Raw genomic sequence first — 16,663 nt, 5'->3', positions numbered from 1 at the left:
CTCATTCGTGGAGCAGCAAGTCCAGCATATCCAGCAGTTCCTCACCATACTCTGCACCGAGCTTAGCTCGATCCAGCAGCACAACCCCGTTCTCTATAGCTTTCTGTTCCACCATTACTTTTTCATGGCTGAAATCTGTGCCCAGCAATTGAATAGGTGTGCCGTCAGGGATTTGAGGGTTCTCCAGCACGTTGACGAACTCGGTCAGTCTGCTGATCTGGGGGCGCGCTTTATCTATCCATAGCGAGGCTGAGCGCTCACCTGCTTCAACCGCTTGCATGGCAGCTTCATAGGTGCCCGCCATGTTATCTCTGTCCGTTTTGACCGCTTTCAGCGCAACTTTATCACCCTTGCAGGCCACCAGCTCTGAACAGTTCGTGCAATCTGCAAACTTATTGCATGGCCCTAAGCGCCAGCTACGGCGGCAGATGCCATATCGGCTACGATGGAACGGCCCATGGCCATAGGCAGCCGCTTCTTCTTCGGTTACTGGATCGAGTATTCGCTGCACTTTTTCCGGGTCTTCGATCGCTACTGCCTTGACCAGACGCTGTTCAGCCGTCTCATGCAAGTAGGTTGGCGTTTGGCGAACCGTCGCGCGGCTACTCCACTCAGTTATCTGCTCAATCGGCACCCCGTGCTGCTTGGCCAGCCTGTTCATAAAATGCCGCAGTGCATGCGAATTCAATCGATTAGGGTCATAGCCGTGCTTGGTGAAAAAACAGAGCGGGCGCTGGTTTTTTCGGTCAGCTTTGATAGCACCGTCCAGCCGCTTTCGGTAGTAGTCTGGGTTGAAGGGAGCCAGAAGTACGGGGGATGTACTGGCTCGGACACCTAGCTGCAATCGTCTGAAGCACATCAGGGATTCACTCATCTTGAGTGGGACTAACCCTGCAATGGGCTTTTCTTGATAGGGGAAGAACGGGTTCTTCTTGCGGTGCTCGGCCACCACGATCTGCCAGAGAGAATCCAGCGTGAATCCGGTGAGGGAATAGCTACCTGTGTGCGATCGTATGAAATCCTCACAGTGTTTGCGTTCAGAAAAACCTAGAGCCTGGGCTACCTGATCCCTGGTAAGGACTTGGTCATCTGGTATAGCGGGGCAATTGGCGTGTCTGTAGAACTTGACTGGCTCAGTCTCCATGTACAAAGCGAGCTTTCGTCCCTCATTGGTAATCTCGATGAGTCGCTGAGCCGCGATCTCGGCCACATCCCGCATGGTGGTAGGAACCGCCTTGCGCGTATAGCTGCGGGTCTTTGGAACGTAATACGCCAGATAGCTCTGGGGGTTACCTTCTGAATCATTGTCTGATCGCAGGAAATCCGGGCGCCATCCTAGCGTCTCGCCAATTCGCATTGGAGCACTCAGAAACAACGCAGTCATCGACGTCACCATGATGTCGCTGTCGTCTAGCTGAGATACCGGCTTAGCAAACACGTCTGCAATGCTGAAAAAGGCGTCCTGGTTGGCGACCTTTGCCGCCTTGACTTCGTCTGGGGCTCGGTCTCCCCGTTTTTTTTCATAAGAATTTTTACCACCATACGGGTGGGCCCACCGAATAACTTCAGCCGGGACGATCAGCTTTTCGGATAGCAGAGCCAATATCTGCTGTAGCGAGTTAGCAATATTTTGGCGCGCAGAGTAACTCTCTAAGAAATCACATGCCCTGTTGAAGTGATACTGCTGGATCTTTGTAATGTCAGGCACTCCCATGTCTTCAACCATGGCTCGGTCAAGAGCGCGCAATGCCTGCACTTCTCGGGGCATATTGCGATGGGGCTTAGTACTATGCTTGTAGCGCAGATAGGCTTTAGCAATGTCCATAAACGCTGGGTGCATCAATTGGCCATCGGTAGGTGCCACAGTTTTATGTAGCTTGGTGCTATCCAAGTTGGTAAATCTTACCTTCGAATTTCTATAGCTGTCTGGCCAAGAAACATCTTCCCAGGTAAAACCGTCCGCGCCGTTCCAAAGAGTAAGTTTGTCACGGCAAAAGGCTATGAACTCTCTGAGGTTAGTCGACGGGGATACCTTAGGATTTGGGTTGAAACTGATCAGCTTTAACATTGTGGCTGGTTCATACTTTTACGTTTTGCATCGCACAACTGAATGCAACGGCGGACTGCAATGATATCCATGGATAGGTCGATCGGGTTGAGCAAATTCCTCATGCTTCCTGGCCGGATCAACTCCTGCTCTTGCTGCTGCCTGTAGAGGAGCGCTTCGAGGACTTCTTGATGGGGAGCATCAATCAAAGGCTCAAAGTTCTTGCACATATAGCAAGGGATCGGAATCGATGTTGTACTGCAAAAGCTATATTTCCCGCACCGCCCCACATAGTGCAACTGATAGCCCTTGGCAAGCTCGACACGTTTGCTAGGATCGGTAGGGTGAGTGGACTCCGCATCCGTGCAGATGATTCGCCCATGGAATGCCATGGCGATTGGCGTCAGTCCTTTGGACATCGCCTGATCGAGCTGGCGAGCTTCTTCTGCTGGATCGTGATAATAGGACTTCAGGGCATTGTCGTCGTTATGACCCAGCCAATAAGAAATGACCGACTTCTTTACCCCTTGCCGAGCAAGCTGGCGAACTCGGGTGTGTCGCAAACGCGTAGCATTCACCACGATTGGTTGCCCAGTTCTGACGCTTATGGGTAGAGGAGGATGAACCGGATAGTTGCGTTTACGCGCATCGGTGCTGCCGCCATTGCCCTCATAACTGAGAACCTTTCCAATCAAGCCGGAAGGCAAGTGAAACAGCGAGTCGCTTGTATTAAGCGCAGGATTAAGGCCCAGTTTGTTTTTTAGCGAATCACATGCGTTTTTGATGCGGAGCGCGGTAGTGAAAACTGGTACTTGCTCGAGCTGGCTTTCGGATAGTTCGATCCCCATGGTCTCAAAGAACAATACCTTGATGTGCTTCTTTTGGATGGTGAGCATGTTCCAGAGGTGATCCGCTACCGGATGGATCTCAAACTTTCCACCTCGAAAGTCGACATCTGCGTCTTGCTCCTTCGCTGACGGGAAATGAATTTCCGGATCAGGGATTTGACTAAGCATCTTCTCTGTGCCTGATTTCAGGTCGCAGAACTTTAGGCTTCTAAGCTGGACGGGGCGTCTGGCATACTGCATTGACAACAGTCTGATCAGAGTGGGCTGATGTGCATTTGTTTCATCATAGAAATTCCAAATGGCCTTCATGACATCTGCATACTCATCATCTGAAAGCCAGCTTTTTTCGGGGTCGTCCGATTCGACATTGTTTGATTTATTTTTAAAGGGCGCAGCTTGAGCGAGAAAATTTAAAGCGTCATTGCTTACCGCATCAGGATATCGGTCGCTCCAGTACTCAAGGAATTTTCGGATTTTATATTTTGTGTGCCTAAAATTTATGTTGTCAAGAGATCTGCTTGCCCAAATAACGTCAAACTTCTTTGGGGGGAGCTCTCTCCCGCTATAGGCAAACGCCCGAACCAGATGTAGCAAGCTAGAGCTGCTTAGTATCTGGTCTTCACCATGTGTGAGGATGTGTTTTTTGAAAGACTCCTTATCCTCATTCGAAAGTCTCGACATGAATAGCGAGCAGTCGACACTGCCCAAGCCAAGTTGAACATAGCGGTCTTCTTCCCAAAATATCCTTCCAGGTTTCTCTGGGGGAGCGGTCGCGTAAAGATCCACGGCAAGATCTTCTTGCTGGATGTCCAGCGCCTCTAGTTCTTCATCAAGCTGGGCGGCAGCAGCGGTATTTCCTTTTATCATTACACGGGTCGCTCTGTGTCGCGGGCAATCTTCACGCCAATTTCCATGGCTCTTTCTCTGCGATGGCGCAGGTTGTACACCTTGGCCATGTCTGAGCCCGTAGCCCATCCGTTAACTTCTTCGCGGGCTTCTGCTTCTTGGGCCTCCGTCCAACCCATTTGATCGGCATGAAGCGAGAAGCGGTAGTTGAAGTCATGGCGGAATGCGTGTGGGTGTAAATTCCTGCCAATGGCGGGAAATTTATTTTTCAGATAGTTAATTGCTGTATTGAAACCATTCACAGTGAGTGCTTTGCCGACAGTTTTGCCAGACTGGTGTACGCAAAAGAGGAAATCTTCGTCTCCGAAACCGACGTTTTGGATTTCCGCCCTGTACTCGGTACGGTACTGTTTTATCTGCTCTTCCAATCCGTAGGAAATAGCCAAGATCCGGCCTTGGGTCTTAGCTACCGGTTGATGTGTCCTGTGATCAAGTTCGTCGTCATGGTTGCGTTCAACTTCCAGGTAGGGCAATCGCCCGCCACTCGACTCCGTAAAATTTCGTAATTTTAGCGAAAGAAGCTCGCCGCGCCGCATTCCGGTTTCATAAAGAATCCTGGCCATCACTACGTTGCGCAAGCGAGTACCGCGATGTGTTGCAGTGGACATGCCCAGGAACGGGGAGGCGAAGAGTTCAACAAGTAGTTCGCGGGCTGACTCCGTAAATTTCTCATTCAAGAGAGAATGTCTTTTGCGGGCACTGGAGCCTACGCGACGAAGAGTTTTTGCCTGAAGCCGTTCCGCCTGCTTCTCTACCAGCTTACGAACAGCAGCCTCATCAACATTCGGGAAAAGTTCATCCGTCAACCAGGCAATATAGGAACGCACGCACCCCCAGTACACATTGAACTTTCGAGGAGTAATAGTTTGCCCCGGCTTGCCCGAACGACGTGCTTTCATGTGCCCTGCAAGATCATCGACCTCCTGGGCATTCAGAAGAGTCTGTGCGAGCAGACGGTCTTCGAGGTTAATTCCTCTATCTCGCTCCCACTCACACAGCCTGCGGATGGCGTCAAGAGCCACAAGCTGTGTCTGGTGAGTGTGGTTCTCTCTGAGGCTACGGGATACGTAGACAGCGGGGTAGAAGAGAGGTACGCCCTCATCCTCCGGGGCGAACAGAAATGAGTAGCGCTCGCCGCTCTGGGCAATGTAATTCTTGATCTGAAATTTCATGTTTACATTTTGACCGGTGTATCAAGGATTGACAACCTTCGTTTACATTTTTATCACGAGTTCTTGGCACCTCATTTGCGGTTATGGTACTATTTTTCTTGGAAATAGACGCGGAAAGAGAGTTATGGTTGACATGAATACCGAACCACGTATCGTTATTCTCGATACCGAAACCACGGGTATGCCGGTCAGCGAAGGCCACCGGATCATCGAGATCGGCTGTGTCGAGGTCATCGGCCGGCGCCTGACCGGGCGGCACTTCCACGTCTACCTGCAGCCGGACCGCGAGAGTGACGAGGGCGCCATCAACGTCCACGGCATCACCGATGCCTTCCTGGTCGGCAAGCCACGCTTTGGCGATGTTGCCGAGGAGTTCTTCGAGTTCATCCAGGGCGCCACGCTGGTCATCCACAACGCGGCGTTCGACGTTGGCTTCATCAACAACGAATTTGCCTTGCTGGGCCAGCAGGACCGCGCGGACATTTCGCAGCACTGCACCATCCTCGACACCCTGCTGCTGGCGCGCTCGCGCCACCCGGGGCAGCGCAACAGCCTGGATGCGCTGTGTAAACGCTACGACATCGACAACTCGGGCCGTGAGCTGCACGGCGCATTGCTCGACTCGGAACTGCTGGCTGACGTCTACCTGGCAATGACCGGTGGCCAGACCAGCCTGTCGCTGGCCGGGCATGGGGCAGAAGCCGGGGATGAAGGGACGGGTGCTGGTGGCAGCGAGATTCGCCGTATTACCGGGCGGGCGCCCGGGCGGGTGATCATGGCCAGTGCCGAGGAGCTGGAGGCGCATGCCGAGCGCCTGGCGGCCATTGCCAAGTCGGCGGGTGGGCCATCCATGTGGCAGGCTCTGACCGAGACACCTGCTGGCTGATCTTTCGCCTGCTCCGGCCCTTTCGCGGGTGAACCCGCTCCCACAGGTTCATCACAAGTTCCGAAGCAGGTGATGTACCTGTAGGAGCAGCCTTGTGCTGCGAAGAGGCCGGTAGGGCAACAGATCTTCTTCAGCAGAAATGGCCTCTTCGCAGCACAAGGCTGCTCCTACAGATCCTGCGCATGTCTTGGAGGCGATGCCGGTCCTGACCACACAGGTTCTACTACCCTGAAATGGACGCCATGTCCTTCGGAGGTAGCCACCTGATGTACAAGGACCTCAAGTTCCCCATCCTCATCGTGCACCGCGCCATCAAGGCCGACAGCGTCGCTGGCGAGCGTGTGCGGGGCATCGCCGAGGAACTGCGTCAGGACGGCTTTGCCATCCTCGCCGCCGCCGACCATGCCGAGGCCTGCCTGGTCGCCGCCACCCACCATGGCCTGGCCTGCATGCTGATTGCCGCCGAGGGCGTCGGTGAGAATACCCACCTGCTGCAGAACATGGCCGAGCTGATCCGCCTGGCCCGCCTGCGTGCTCCCAACCTGCCGATTTTCGCCCTGGGCGAACAGGTGACCCTGGAAAACGCCCCCGCCGAAGCCATGAGCGAGCTCAACCAGCTGCGCGGCATCCTCTACCTGTTCGAAGACACCGTGCCGTTTCTTGCGCGCCAGGTGGCGCGTGCCGCACATATCTACCTCGACGGCCTGCTGCCGCCGTTCTTCAAGGCCCTGGTGCAGCACACCGCGCAGTCCAACTATTCCTGGCACACCCCGGGCCACGGTGGCGGCGTGGCCTATCGCAAAAGCCCGGTGGGCCAGGCCTTTCACCAGTTCTTCGGGGAAAACACCCTGCGCTCGGACCTGTCCGTTTCCGTGCCGGAGCTGGGCTCGCTGCTCGATCACACCGGCCCCTTGGCCGAAGCCGAAGCCAGGGCCGCGCGCAACTTTGGCGCCGACCACACCTTCTTCGTCATCAATGGCACCTCCACGGCCAACAAGATCGTCTGGCACGCCATGGTCGGCCGCGACGACCTGGTGCTGGTGGACCGCAACTGCCACAAATCGGTGGTGCACGCGATCATCATGACCGGTGCCATTCCCCTCTATCTGTGCCCCGAGCGCAACGAACTCGGGATCATCGGCCCGATCCCGCTCAGCGAGTTCAGCCCCGAGGCGATCCAGGCGAAGATCCAGGCCAACCCTCTCGCCCGTGATCGCGGGCAGCGCATCAAGCTGGCGGTGGTGACCAACTCCACCTACGACGGCCTGTGCTACCACGCCGGCTTGATCAAGCAGACCCTGGGCGCCAGTGTCGAGGTGCTGCACTTCGACGAGGCCTGGTTCGCCTATGCGGCGTTCCACGAGTTCTTCACCGGGCGCTATGCCATGGGCACGGCCTGCGCGGCAGACAGCCCGCTGGTGTTCAGCACCCATTCCACCCACAAGCTGTTGGCCGCGTTCAGCCAGGCCTCGATGATTCATGTGAAGGACGGGGCCAGGCGCCAACTGGACCGTGACCGCTTCAACGAAGCGTTCATGATGCACATCTCGACCTCGCCGCAGTACAGCATTCTCGCTTCGCTGGACGTGGCCTCGACCATGATGGAAGGGCCGGCCGGGCGTTCGCTGCTGCAAGAAATGTTCGACGAGGCGCTGAGCTTTCGCCGTGCGCTGGCCAACCTGCGCGAGCACATCGCCGCCGACGACTGGTGGTTCAGCATCTGGCAGCCGCCGAGCGCCGAAGGCATCCACCGCCTGGCCGCGCAGGACTGGCTGCTGCAGCCGGGGGCGGAGTGGCATGGCTTTGGCGAAGTGGCGGACGACTATGTGCTGCTCGACCCGCTGAAGGTGACCCTGGTAATGCCAGGCCTGAGCGCGGGCGGTGCGCTGGGCGAGCATGGCATCCCGGCGGCAGTGGTCAGCAAGTTTCTCTGGGAGCGGGGGCTGGTGGTGGAGAAAACCGGCCTGTACAGCTTCCTGGTGCTGTTCTCCATGGGCATCACCAAGGGCAAGTGGAGCACCTTGCTCACCGAGTTGCTGGAGTTCAAGCGCCACTATGACGGCAATACCGCCCTGAGCAATTGCCTGCCGAGCGTGGTGGCTGCCGATGCCTCACGCTACCAGGGCATGGGCCTGCGCGACCTGTGCGACCAGTTGCATGGCTGCTACCGCGCCAATGCCACGGCCAAGCAGCTGAAGCGGCTGTTCACGCGCTTGCCGGAGGTAGCCGTGAGCCCGGCCTGGGCCTATGACCAGATGGTACGCGGTGAGGTGGAGGCGGTGCCGATCGAGGCGCTGCTGGGGCGGGTGGCAGCGGTGATGCTGGTGCCGTACCCGCCTGGTATTCCGTTGATCATGCCGGGGGAGCGGTTCACCGAGGCGACCCGCTCGATTGTCGATTACCTGGCCTTCGCCCGGGCGTTCAACCAAGGCTTCCCAGGTTTCGTCGCCGACGTGCACGGCCTGCAGAACGAAAGCGGCCGCTACACGGTGGATTGCATCAGGGAATGCGAATGATCTCGACGCCGCTGCGCGCCAGTTCGAAGCGGTTTTCACCCAGGTGGTTGACCTTGTCGCCGATGGCCAGGCGATAGGTGGTGATGGGGGCGCCCAGCGTGCTGCCGTCGGTTTGCAGGGTCGATTCCTGGAACTCGTGCACGGGGTAGATGCGGCCTTCGGCGTCACGGGCGTGGAATTGGCCGACCATTACTGCTGCCATTTGGGTGGAAACCTCTGAATTACGTGGGAAATGTCTGCAGGCATAGACCGTGGAACAGCGTCGGAAGTTTTCGCCCCGCGGAAAAAAAACCAAAGCGCCGAGGAACGGTCATCTATAACTACAACGTCCCTTTACCCAGCAGAGGTTGGAAATTGCCATGAGCCAGGTGTATTCGGTAGCAGTGGTCGTCGGTAGCTTGCGCAAGGACTCCTACAACCGCAAGATCGCCCGCGCACTCTCGGAGCTGGCGCCGTCCAGCCTTGCCCTGAAAATCGTCGAGATTGGCGATTTGCCGCTGTACAACGAGGATGTCGAGGCCGAAGCACCGCCGGAAGCGTGGAAGCGTTTTCGCGACGAGATCCGCCGCAGTGATGCGGTGCTGTTCGTTACCCCGGAGTACAACCGCTCGGTACCTGGCGGCCTGAAGAATGCCATCGATGTGGGCTCGCGGCCCTACGGGCAAAGCGCCTGGAGTGGCAAGCCGGCGGCAGTGGTCAGTGTGTCGCCTGGGGCCATTGGTGGCTTTGGTGCCAACCATGCCGTGCGCCAGTCGCTGGTGTTTCTGGACATGCCGTGCATGCAGATGCCCGAGGCCTACATTGGCGGCGCGGCTAGCCTGTTCGAGGATTCGGGCAAGCTCAATGACAAGACCCGACCGTTCTTGCAGGCGTTTATCGACAAGTTCGCTTCCTGGGTGAAGTTGAACAGGGCGGTTTGACCTGCCTTGAGCAATCATCGCTGAGCGCACGAACCCTGTAGGAGCGGCCTTGTGTCGCGAAAGGGCTGCGCAGCAGCCCCAGGATTTCAGCTTCGCAACATAAATTGCCGGGGCTGCTGCGCAGCCCTTTCGCGACACAAGGCCGCTCCTACAAAAAGCTGTGCGCAGCGGATTAGCGGAAGCTGTAGGAAACCCCGGCATACACGCCAAAGCCTTCGCCCGGCGTCGAACGGGCCTCATCCTTTCCAGCATCGTTGTAGCCAGGTGTCATCGTCGCCGCATAACGCTTGTTGGTGAGGTTGCGCAGGTCCAGCCAGGTCTGCCAGTCCTGCTTCGGTGAATCCCAGCCCAGGCGTGCGCCGAGCAAGGCATATTCATCGGCGTGGTAGCTGTTGGCGTAGTCCACCTGCACCTTCGACGCCATCTGCGTGTTCACCCCGGCGTAGAAACCGCTCGGCCAGTCATAGCGCAGCTCGGCCTGGTAGTAGTGCATCGGAATGCCCGGCAGGCGGTTGTCGCCGAACTTGTCGTCATCGCGGTAGTGAAAGTCACTGAAGGTATAGGCCTGGCGCAGGCTCAGCCTGCCAGTACCGGCACGTTCCCACAGGGTACTGTCGAGGCCGGCTTCCACGCCTTGGTGCACGGTGGCGCTGGCGTTGAATTCCTTGGCCGGAGCGCCTTGCACGATCTCCACCGCCAGCAATTCATGGCGAACCTGCGAGTAGTACCACGCCAGGTCCCAATGCCCCAATGCCGATTCGCCGCGTGTGCCCAGTTCCAGTGTGGTGGCCGTCTGGTTTTGCATTTCGATCGGTTGGTTGGCTGTGGGCGCACTCCAGATCAGGGCCCAGGGATGGGGTGGTTCGACCGAGCGGCTCAGGTTGCCGTACACCTGCAGGTCCGGGCTGATGTCATAGCGCAGCCCCAGGCGTGGTGCATAGTCCCAGTCATGCTGGCTCACTTTGCCGCCCCCGGCAGGGTGATAAGTGACATCACTTTCACGGCGGGTATAGATCATCGCCAGGCCTGTGGTCAGCCACAGGTTCGGTACCAGCTCCAGGTCATTGCCCAGATGCAGCACGGTGTCCGAGCCCTGGTAGGTGAAGTCGCGGGTGCGCTCACCGAACACGTCGCCATTGCGGGTGAACTGCGAAGCACCGCTGTTGGGCAGGTGCTTGGTGGTGCGCCAGCCGACGGTGGTCTTGCTCTCGTGGCCGAACAGCGTGTCGCGGCGGAAGTAGTTCAAGGTGCCGCTCACATCGGTATAGGCCACCTTCAGGCGCATCGGGCCTTCGCGCAGGTCCATCGGGTAGTCGTGGTAGACCAGGCCAGCTTCCAGGCGCGCATCGTCGTCGAGGTAGAAGGTGGTCTTGTTGCCCACCCAGGTACTGCCCGGTTGCGGGCGGCTGTCGTCGCGGGCCAGGTAGGCCGGGTTGGCCGCGCGCGGGTGGTGCTTGATCTGCTCCTTGGTCAGGCGCCCGGCCAACTCGTTCTCGGTTTCCCGGTAGCGCAGGTAGAAGCGGGTTTCCAGGTTCGGGTTGAAGCGGTAGCCGACGTTGGCGGCAACCCCCTTGGCGCTGCCGCTGCTGTGCGCCTGGTAGCCGTCATATTCCGAATCGGTCAGGGCCACGTAGTAGTCGAGGTTACCCAGCACCTGCCCCGAGCTGATGTGCCGGTGCTGGTAGCCGCGGCTGCCGACTTCGTAGCGCACCTGCAGCGGCGCGGCGTCGTAGCCGGTGTGGGTGACGTAGTTGATTGCACCGCCAAGGGCGAGGGAACCCTGGTCGAAGCCGTTGGCGCCGCGCAGCACTTCGGCGCGGCTCAGCCACAGCGGTTCGAACAGCTCGTAGGGCGTACCGCCCGGGCCGGTCAGGGGCAGGCCGTCGAACATCGTGTACACCCCGGAACCGTGGGCCCCCGGTGCGCGGTTGATGCCCGAACCGCGGATCGACAGCTTGATGCCATCGTTGCCCGCCGATTGCGCGAATACCCCGGGCTGGTAGGCCAGTACATCCTGGTTGCTGGCAACCCGGCCTTGCCCTACACGCTGCATGTCCACCAGGTTGCTGGCGCCCGGCACTTCGTGCAGGCGTTCGCTGGCGGCGGTCAGGTCGTTCTGCTCCTCATCGGTGATCAGCACCTGGCCCAACTCGACCGAAGGTGCCGCCAGGGCGGGCTGGGAGGCAGCGAAAGCAGCCAGCAGGCCGAGGCAGGATGGTGGGGGCAAAACGCAACGCATTGTACGACTCCAGGCGAAAGGCGAATGGACAACGGCGTTGAGACGAGCGAAATGCCGCTTGGAGCACGAGGAAAGTCGACAAATATCGCGCAACCTTCGTCAGACGGTTTTGTACGAAAGTTCTTTACAAGCCGTAGCGATGGAGCAGGGCGACCTGCGCTTCGTAAGGTGATTGCAGACCGGCAGCGATGCCTCGCTCAATCACCCGTGGAGTTCAAACATGACTGACAACGCACGACACTCGCAGCAACCCCTGGCGGACGCCCCGGTTCGCCTGACGCCACGTGAACGGCAAGTGCTGTTGTGGTGCGCCTACGGCAAGAGCTCGTGGGAGATTGGCCAGATCCTGGAGTGCAAGGAATCGACGGTGAACTTCCATGTGTCGAACATCCTGCGCAAGTTCGATGTGCCCACGCGGGTGGCTGCGGTGATCAAGGCCATTCGCTACGGCATGCTGGCCGAGCAGTGAGGGGGTGAAGCATGGGCAACGATCCTCGGTTACCGCGTTTTGCCGACTGCCATGACCCGTTCTGGCCACGGGTGGACCTGGGCAGGTTGCGTGAGCGCCTGAACCTGCAGCGGCCTGTCAGTGAGGCTGCGCTGGAGGTGGCCGCACGCTGCGCGGCCATCGACGCGGCACGCGAATTCGCGTGCTGGCGCGCGGTGTTGCGAGGGCGGGGCTACAAGCGCCTCGAGGATGTGGCCGGGCATGACCACGGGCGTGCATTGCGGGTGTGCTACATCCGCTTTGTCGAAGCCGCGGTCATGCATAGCCTGGGCTCGACCGCCTACCTGCCCGCCGCACACCGAGGGGCTGCCCATGACTGAAGAATCTGTTTTCGACAGCCTGGCCCCGGCGTTGGTGGAGTTGCTGGGCGTGGATGGCAATGTACTGTTCGCCGCGCTGCTGGGGGCTTTGCTGGTGAGCGCGGCGCGCGACCGCTTGATCACCAACACGGCCAGGCGCCTGACGCTGGGCAAGAAACTGTTGCTGGTGTTCGTGACCGTGGGGGTGGGCCACCTGTTCGAGCCGCTGGTCTCGTCACTGGTGCCCCTGCTGAGCCGTGGCATGGCGGCGTTCGTGGCTGCCGTGGTGGTGATCCCCATCAGCCTCAAGGTAATGGTCTGGCTGGATACGCTGGACCCCCGCGAACTCATCCAGCGCTGGCGCCGCCGGGGTTAGCCGCTGGCGGCATTGGGCGAGCGACTGGTCAGTGCGCTCAATTGCCGTTCCAGCTGCTGGATGCGTTGCTTGTCCTGGACCAGCAGGAGAACGGCCTGGCGATCGGCAAGCGACAAGGTGCGCAGACGCGCGAGCATGTCGTGTTCCCAGCCGTCTTCGTCCAGGCCTGCGCGATGTCGTTCGGGTTCACCCAGCAGAAGCCAGTCCAATGAGCATGCGTATTGCCTGGCGATGTCTATGCAAAGTGAATAAGGAATGCTGTCGCGCACCTTCCAGCTGCTCAATGTCTGCGGGCTGATCGAAAGCGCTCTGGACAGCTCGGCGTCAGATTCCGTAGCGGTCAAAAGCTTCAGCCTGGTCAGAACCGAAGCAAGTACGTGGGTACTCATAACAAATATCCATGACTGGTTTAATGATATTCCATGGGCTTAAACTACTCGTTATGAATACAGCCCTGCGTTTTAAGGAGCGTTCCTGCAATGAGAAGCATCAAACTGAAGAATACACCTATATATGCAGCAAATACTGATAAAACCGGACGACTATTCTCACAGAAGGTAAGCCTGAACAATGCTTGCAGGTACTTGCCGTGAGTACATACAAGCTGGTTTGCCCGCATTGCCACAGCCGGATGCGCATACGCACCAGTGAAGGGCGTCATATTTTCCTGCGGATCGCCTATTTGCAATGCACCACCGAGGCATGTGGCTGGTCGGTGCGCGCCGAGTTCGAAATGACCCATGAACTCTCGCCCAGCGGCATGCCCAACCCGGAAGTGTACCTGCCTTCGGCCAATGGTGATTTACGCAAGGCAGCGCTGCCGGGGTCCGCGCAGGACAATCCCGGTAAATGAGCCTTCATGCTCACGGATAAAAAGCGCGCAGATAAAAAAACACCCCGCATGAGCGGGGTGTCTTGTTTTGCCGGGGCGATCAGCCGATCAGTTGCAGGCCGGCTTGCTGGACCATTTCCAGCAGCGGTTGCGGGTACACACCCAGCACGAAGGCGAGAATGGCGATGGCCAGCAGCATGACGCCGCCGGTGCGCTGTTCCCACTTCAGCGGGGCGTCGTGGCGACGCAGGTTCGGCTCGACCAGGTACAGGGTGACCATGACGCGCAGGTAGTAGTAGACGCCGATGGCGCTACCGATCACCAGCGCACCGACCAGCCACCACAGGTGCGACTCGACGCCAGTGGCGATGATGTAGAACTTGCCGATGAAGCCGGCGGTGAGCGGGATGCCCGCCAGCGACAGCATCATCACGGTCAGTACCGCAGTCAGGTACGGACGGCGCCAGAACAGGCCGCGGTACTCGTACAGTGCATCGGCGTCACGGCCGCCGTAAGGCGAGGACATCAGGGTGATGACGCCGAAGGCGCCCAGGCTGGTGATCACGTAGGTGACCAGGTACACGCCCATGGCTTCCAGGGCCAGGCCCTTGCTGGCGACCAGGGCGATGACCAGGTAACCGAAGTGGGCGATGGACGAGTAACCGAGCAGGCGCTTGAGGTTGCTCTGGGTCAGTGCCAGCAGGTTGCCGATCAGGATCGAGGCCACGGCAATCACCGCCAGCACGGTGCTCAGCACGCCGCTGCTGGCAGCAGGGGAGAGCATGAACAGGCGCACGACCACGGCGAACACCGCGACCTTGCTGGCGGTGGCCAGGAAGGCGGCGACCGGTGCCGGGGCGCCTTCGTACACGTCCGGGGTCCACAAGTGGAACGGTACCAGCGACAGCTTGAAGGCCAGGCCGACCAGCATCATGCCCAGGCCCAGCTGGGCCACCAGGCTTGGCATGCTGGTGGCGGCCAGGGCCTTGCCGATCTGGTCGAAGCTCAGGCTGCCGGCGTCGGCGTACAGCAGGGCCATGCCGAACAGCAGGAAGGCCGAGCCAGCGGCCGACAGCACCATGTACTTGATGCCGGCTTCCAGCGAGCGCTTGTTGAAGAAGGCATACGCCACCAGGCCGTAGACCGGTACCGACAGCAGCTCCAGGCCGATGAACAGGCCGGCCAGGTGGTTGGCGCTGACCAGCACCAGGCCACCGAGGGCCGACATCAGCAGCAGCAGGTACAGTTCTTCACGGTTGCCCGGGAAACCCTTCGAGCCTTCGCCGAGGTAGGCGTGGGCGAGGGTGACGCAGGCCAGCGTCGCCACCAGGATGATCGCCATGTACAGGCAGGCGAACTTGTCGATGGTGATCAGCGGGGTGACCGCCAGCGGCGCAACCTTCAGCGCCGGCAGGATCGACAGCAGGGCCAGGTTGAGGCCCACGGTGGACAGCAGGAAGGTCTGCGAGTGGTTGCGCTTCCAGGCGATCGCCAGCATCACCACCACCGTGGTGATGGTGGTGATCAGCATCGGCGCCAATGCGATGAAGTGTTGAGTGGTGAATTCCATAGCGCTCTTACCGGGCCGAAGCGAGTTGAGTGAAAGCGGAACCGAGCCACTGCTGCACACCACTCATGGTGGCGGCAGAGGTGTCGAGGAACGGCTGCGGATACACGCCCAGCAGGATCAGCAGTACCGCCAGACCCAGGACCATGATCAGCTCGCGACCGTCCATGCCGGCCAGCACGGTGTCGGTCTTGGCCGGGCCGAAGTAGGCGCGGTGGATCATGATCAGCGAGTACACCGAACCGAACACCAGGCCAGTGGTGGCGATCACGGTAATCCACGGCACGCTGGCGAAGCTGCCGATCAGGATCAGGAACTCGCCGACGAAGTTGCCGGTACCGGGTAGGCCCAGGGAGGCGGCGGCGAAGAACAGGCTGATGGCCGGCAGGTAGGCGATGCGGTGCCACAGGCCACCCATCTGGCGCATGTCACGGGTGTGCAGGCGCTCGTACAGCTGGCCGGCCAGGATGAACAGCGCGGCAGCGGACAGGCCGTGGGCCAGCATCTGGATCACCGCGCCTTGCAGGGCCTGCTGGCTGCCGGAGTAGATACCGATCAGCACGAAGCCCATGTGCGAGACGCTGGAGAAGGCGACCAGGCGCTTGATGTCGGTTTGCGCGAAGGCCAGGAAGGCACCGTAGAAGATACCGATCAGGCCCAGGGTCATGGCGATTGGCGCGAACTCGGCCGAGGCGTTCGGGAACAGCGGCAGGGCGAAGCGCAGCAGGCCGTAGGCCGCAGTCTTCAGCAAGATACCGGCCAGGTCCACGGAGCCTGCGGTCGGTGCCTGGGCGTGAGCGTCAGGCAGCCAGGAGTGGAACGGCACCACCGGCAGCTTCACCGCGAAGGCGATGAAGAAGCCCAGCATCAGCAGGTACTCGGTACCGGCTGGCAGTTCGGCCTTGAGCAGGTCGCTGTAGTTGAAGGTGATCACGCCGGTGTTGGTGTAGTTGACCAGCACCAGGCCGAGGATCGCCACCAGCATGATCAGGCCGCTGGCCTGGGTGAAGATGAAGAACTTGGTCGCCGCGTAGATCCGGGTCTTCTTGCCGTCCGACGAGCTGTGACCCCAGAGCGCGATGAGGAAGTACATCGGCACCAGCATCATTTCCCAGAAGAAGAAGAACAGGAACAGGTCCAGGGCCAGGAACACACCGACCACGCCGCCGAGGATCCACATCAGGTTGAGGTGGAAGAAGCCGACGTGACGCTGGATCTCTTTCCAGGAGCACAGTACCGACAGCACACCGAGCAGGCCGGTGAGCAGGATCATCAGCAGCGACAGGCCGTCGAGGGCCAGGTGGATGCTGATGCCGAAGCGCTGGATCCACTGGACTTTGTATTCCAGGGCCCAGGCAGGCTCGGCGCCCGGAGCGGGGGCCAGGGTGTAGTCGCCGTTACCCCACAGCCACAGGCCGATGCCGAGCAGCAGGGACATGGTCAGCAGCGCGATCCAGCGCGGCAGGGTAGCGCCGAAGCGCTCACCCAGCCAGCACAGGAAGCCGCCGATGAAGGGGATCAGGATCAGCCAAGGCAAAATCATGACG

15 protein-coding genes are annotated in these 16,663 nt (G+C 59.5%); 7 read left to right on the top strand and 8 right to left on the bottom strand.

From position 1 onward, the window contains the following. Position 1: 1 nt before the first annotated feature. Genes ACGLHT_RS11680 through ACGLHT_RS11670 form a run of 3 tightly spaced genes read right to left on the bottom strand, consistent with a single transcriptional unit; the run spans position 2 to position 4,973 of the window. A complete protein-coding gene (locus ACGLHT_RS11680) occupies positions 2–2,068 on the bottom strand; it encodes an integrase (protein WP_087534957.1) in 2,067 nt (688 codons plus the stop codon). Then, positions 2,062–3,762, bottom strand: a complete 1,701-nt coding sequence (locus ACGLHT_RS11675) for a site-specific integrase (RefSeq protein ID WP_087534958.1) — start codon at positions 3,760–3,762, stop codon at positions 2,062–2,064. Before ACGLHT_RS11675 ends, ACGLHT_RS11680 begins: the two co-directional genes overlap by 7 nt. Further along, positions 3,762–4,973 (bottom strand): site-specific integrase, encoded by a 1,212-nt coding sequence (locus ACGLHT_RS11670; RefSeq protein WP_087534959.1) that lies wholly within the window; start codon positions 4,971–4,973, stop codon positions 3,762–3,764. Before ACGLHT_RS11670 ends, ACGLHT_RS11675 begins: the two co-directional genes overlap by 1 nt. Positions 4,974–5,106: 133 nt before the next feature. Between ACGLHT_RS11670 and dnaQ the strand changes: the two genes are divergently transcribed. Together dnaQ and ACGLHT_RS11660 are read left to right on the top strand one after the other, a co-directional pair. After that, entirely contained in the window at positions 5,107–5,859 is a 753-nt protein-coding gene (gene dnaQ / locus ACGLHT_RS11665) for a DNA polymerase III subunit epsilon (protein WP_274078682.1), read from the top strand. A 266-nt stretch (positions 5,860–6,125) separates the two neighbouring features. Beyond that, positions 6,126–8,375, top strand: coding sequence for an Orn/Lys/Arg decarboxylase N-terminal domain-containing protein (locus tag ACGLHT_RS11660; RefSeq protein WP_274120731.1), 2,250 nt, complete (start codon positions 6,126–6,128; stop codon positions 8,373–8,375). Here the strand turns inward: ACGLHT_RS11660 and ACGLHT_RS11655 are convergent. After that, complete coding sequence (locus tag ACGLHT_RS11655) at positions 8,359–8,577, bottom strand: hypothetical protein (protein WP_003261019.1); 219 nt, start codon at positions 8,575–8,577, stop codon at positions 8,359–8,361. The genes ACGLHT_RS11660 and ACGLHT_RS11655 overlap by 17 nt on opposite strands. Positions 8,578–8,734: 157 nt before the next feature. Here ACGLHT_RS11655 and chrR point away from each other — a divergent pair, with 157 nt between their 5' ends. Beyond that, on the top strand, positions 8,735–9,295 hold the full coding sequence (gene chrR / locus ACGLHT_RS11650) for a class I chromate reductase ChrR (protein WP_137164440.1): 561 nt from the start codon (positions 8,735–8,737) through the stop codon (positions 9,293–9,295). A gap of 172 nt (positions 9,296–9,467) precedes the next feature. On the opposite strand, the gene ACGLHT_RS11645 is transcribed toward chrR, so the two are convergent. Then, positions 9,468–11,534: a TonB-dependent receptor domain-containing protein gene (locus ACGLHT_RS11645; protein ID WP_274078683.1), complete on the bottom strand. Its 2,067-nt coding sequence runs from the start codon at positions 11,532–11,534 to the stop codon at positions 9,468–9,470. A 220-nt stretch (positions 11,535–11,754) separates the two neighbouring features. Here ACGLHT_RS11645 and ACGLHT_RS11640 point away from each other — a divergent pair, with 220 nt between their 5' ends. The 3 genes from ACGLHT_RS11640 to ACGLHT_RS11630 are packed head-to-tail and all read left to right on the top strand — an operon-like array spanning position 11,755 to position 12,717. Next, positions 11,755–12,003 carry a helix-turn-helix domain-containing protein gene (locus ACGLHT_RS11640; RefSeq protein ID WP_003261017.1) on the top strand — a complete coding sequence of 83 codons (249 nt, stop codon included), beginning with the start codon at positions 11,755–11,757 and terminating at the stop codon, positions 12,001–12,003. A gap of 11 nt (positions 12,004–12,014) precedes the next feature. Continuing rightward, on the top strand, positions 12,015–12,362 hold the full coding sequence (locus ACGLHT_RS11635) for a head completion/stabilization protein (protein ID WP_137164438.1): 348 nt from the start codon (positions 12,015–12,017) through the stop codon (positions 12,360–12,362). Then, the gene (locus ACGLHT_RS11630) at positions 12,355–12,717 is read left to right on the top strand and encodes a hypothetical protein (protein ID WP_025339929.1); all 363 of its coding nucleotides are present in this window, start codon (positions 12,355–12,357) and stop codon (positions 12,715–12,717) included. The genes ACGLHT_RS11635 and ACGLHT_RS11630 overlap by 8 nt, the downstream gene beginning before the upstream one ends. Here the strand turns inward: ACGLHT_RS11630 and ACGLHT_RS11625 are convergent. Continuing rightward, positions 12,714–13,106 carry a helix-turn-helix domain-containing protein gene (locus ACGLHT_RS11625; protein WP_137164437.1) on the bottom strand — a complete coding sequence of 131 codons (393 nt, stop codon included), beginning with the start codon at positions 13,104–13,106 and terminating at the stop codon, positions 12,714–12,716. The genes ACGLHT_RS11630 and ACGLHT_RS11625 overlap by 4 nt on opposite strands. A gap of 200 nt (positions 13,107–13,306) precedes the next feature. Here ACGLHT_RS11625 and ACGLHT_RS11620 point away from each other — a divergent pair, with 200 nt between their 5' ends. Then, positions 13,307–13,570, top strand: coding sequence for an ogr/Delta-like zinc finger family protein (locus ACGLHT_RS11620; protein WP_025339927.1), 264 nt, complete (start codon positions 13,307–13,309; stop codon positions 13,568–13,570). A gap of 79 nt (positions 13,571–13,649) precedes the next feature. Here the strand turns inward: ACGLHT_RS11620 and nuoN are convergent, their stop codons facing one another. Next, positions 13,650–15,119, bottom strand: a complete 1,470-nt coding sequence (nuoN, locus tag ACGLHT_RS11615) for an NADH-quinone oxidoreductase subunit NuoN (protein WP_025339926.1) — start codon at positions 15,117–15,119, stop codon at positions 13,650–13,652. Positions 15,120–15,126: 7 nt separating this feature from the next. Then, positions 15,127–16,659 (bottom strand): NADH-quinone oxidoreductase subunit M, encoded by a 1,533-nt coding sequence (gene nuoM / locus ACGLHT_RS11610; protein ID WP_015271056.1) that lies wholly within the window; start codon positions 16,657–16,659, stop codon positions 15,127–15,129. Positions 16,660–16,663: the final 4 nt, after the last annotated feature.

The sequence above is a fragment of the Pseudomonas sp. PsB genome, from assembly GCF_043658375.1.
GTDB classification, from domain to species: Bacteria; Pseudomonadota; Gammaproteobacteria; order Pseudomonadales; family Pseudomonadaceae; genus Aquipseudomonas; species Aquipseudomonas putida_Z.
Note: the sequence above shows the minus strand (reverse complement) of the source record. Positions and strands in the feature narration are given on the sequence as shown.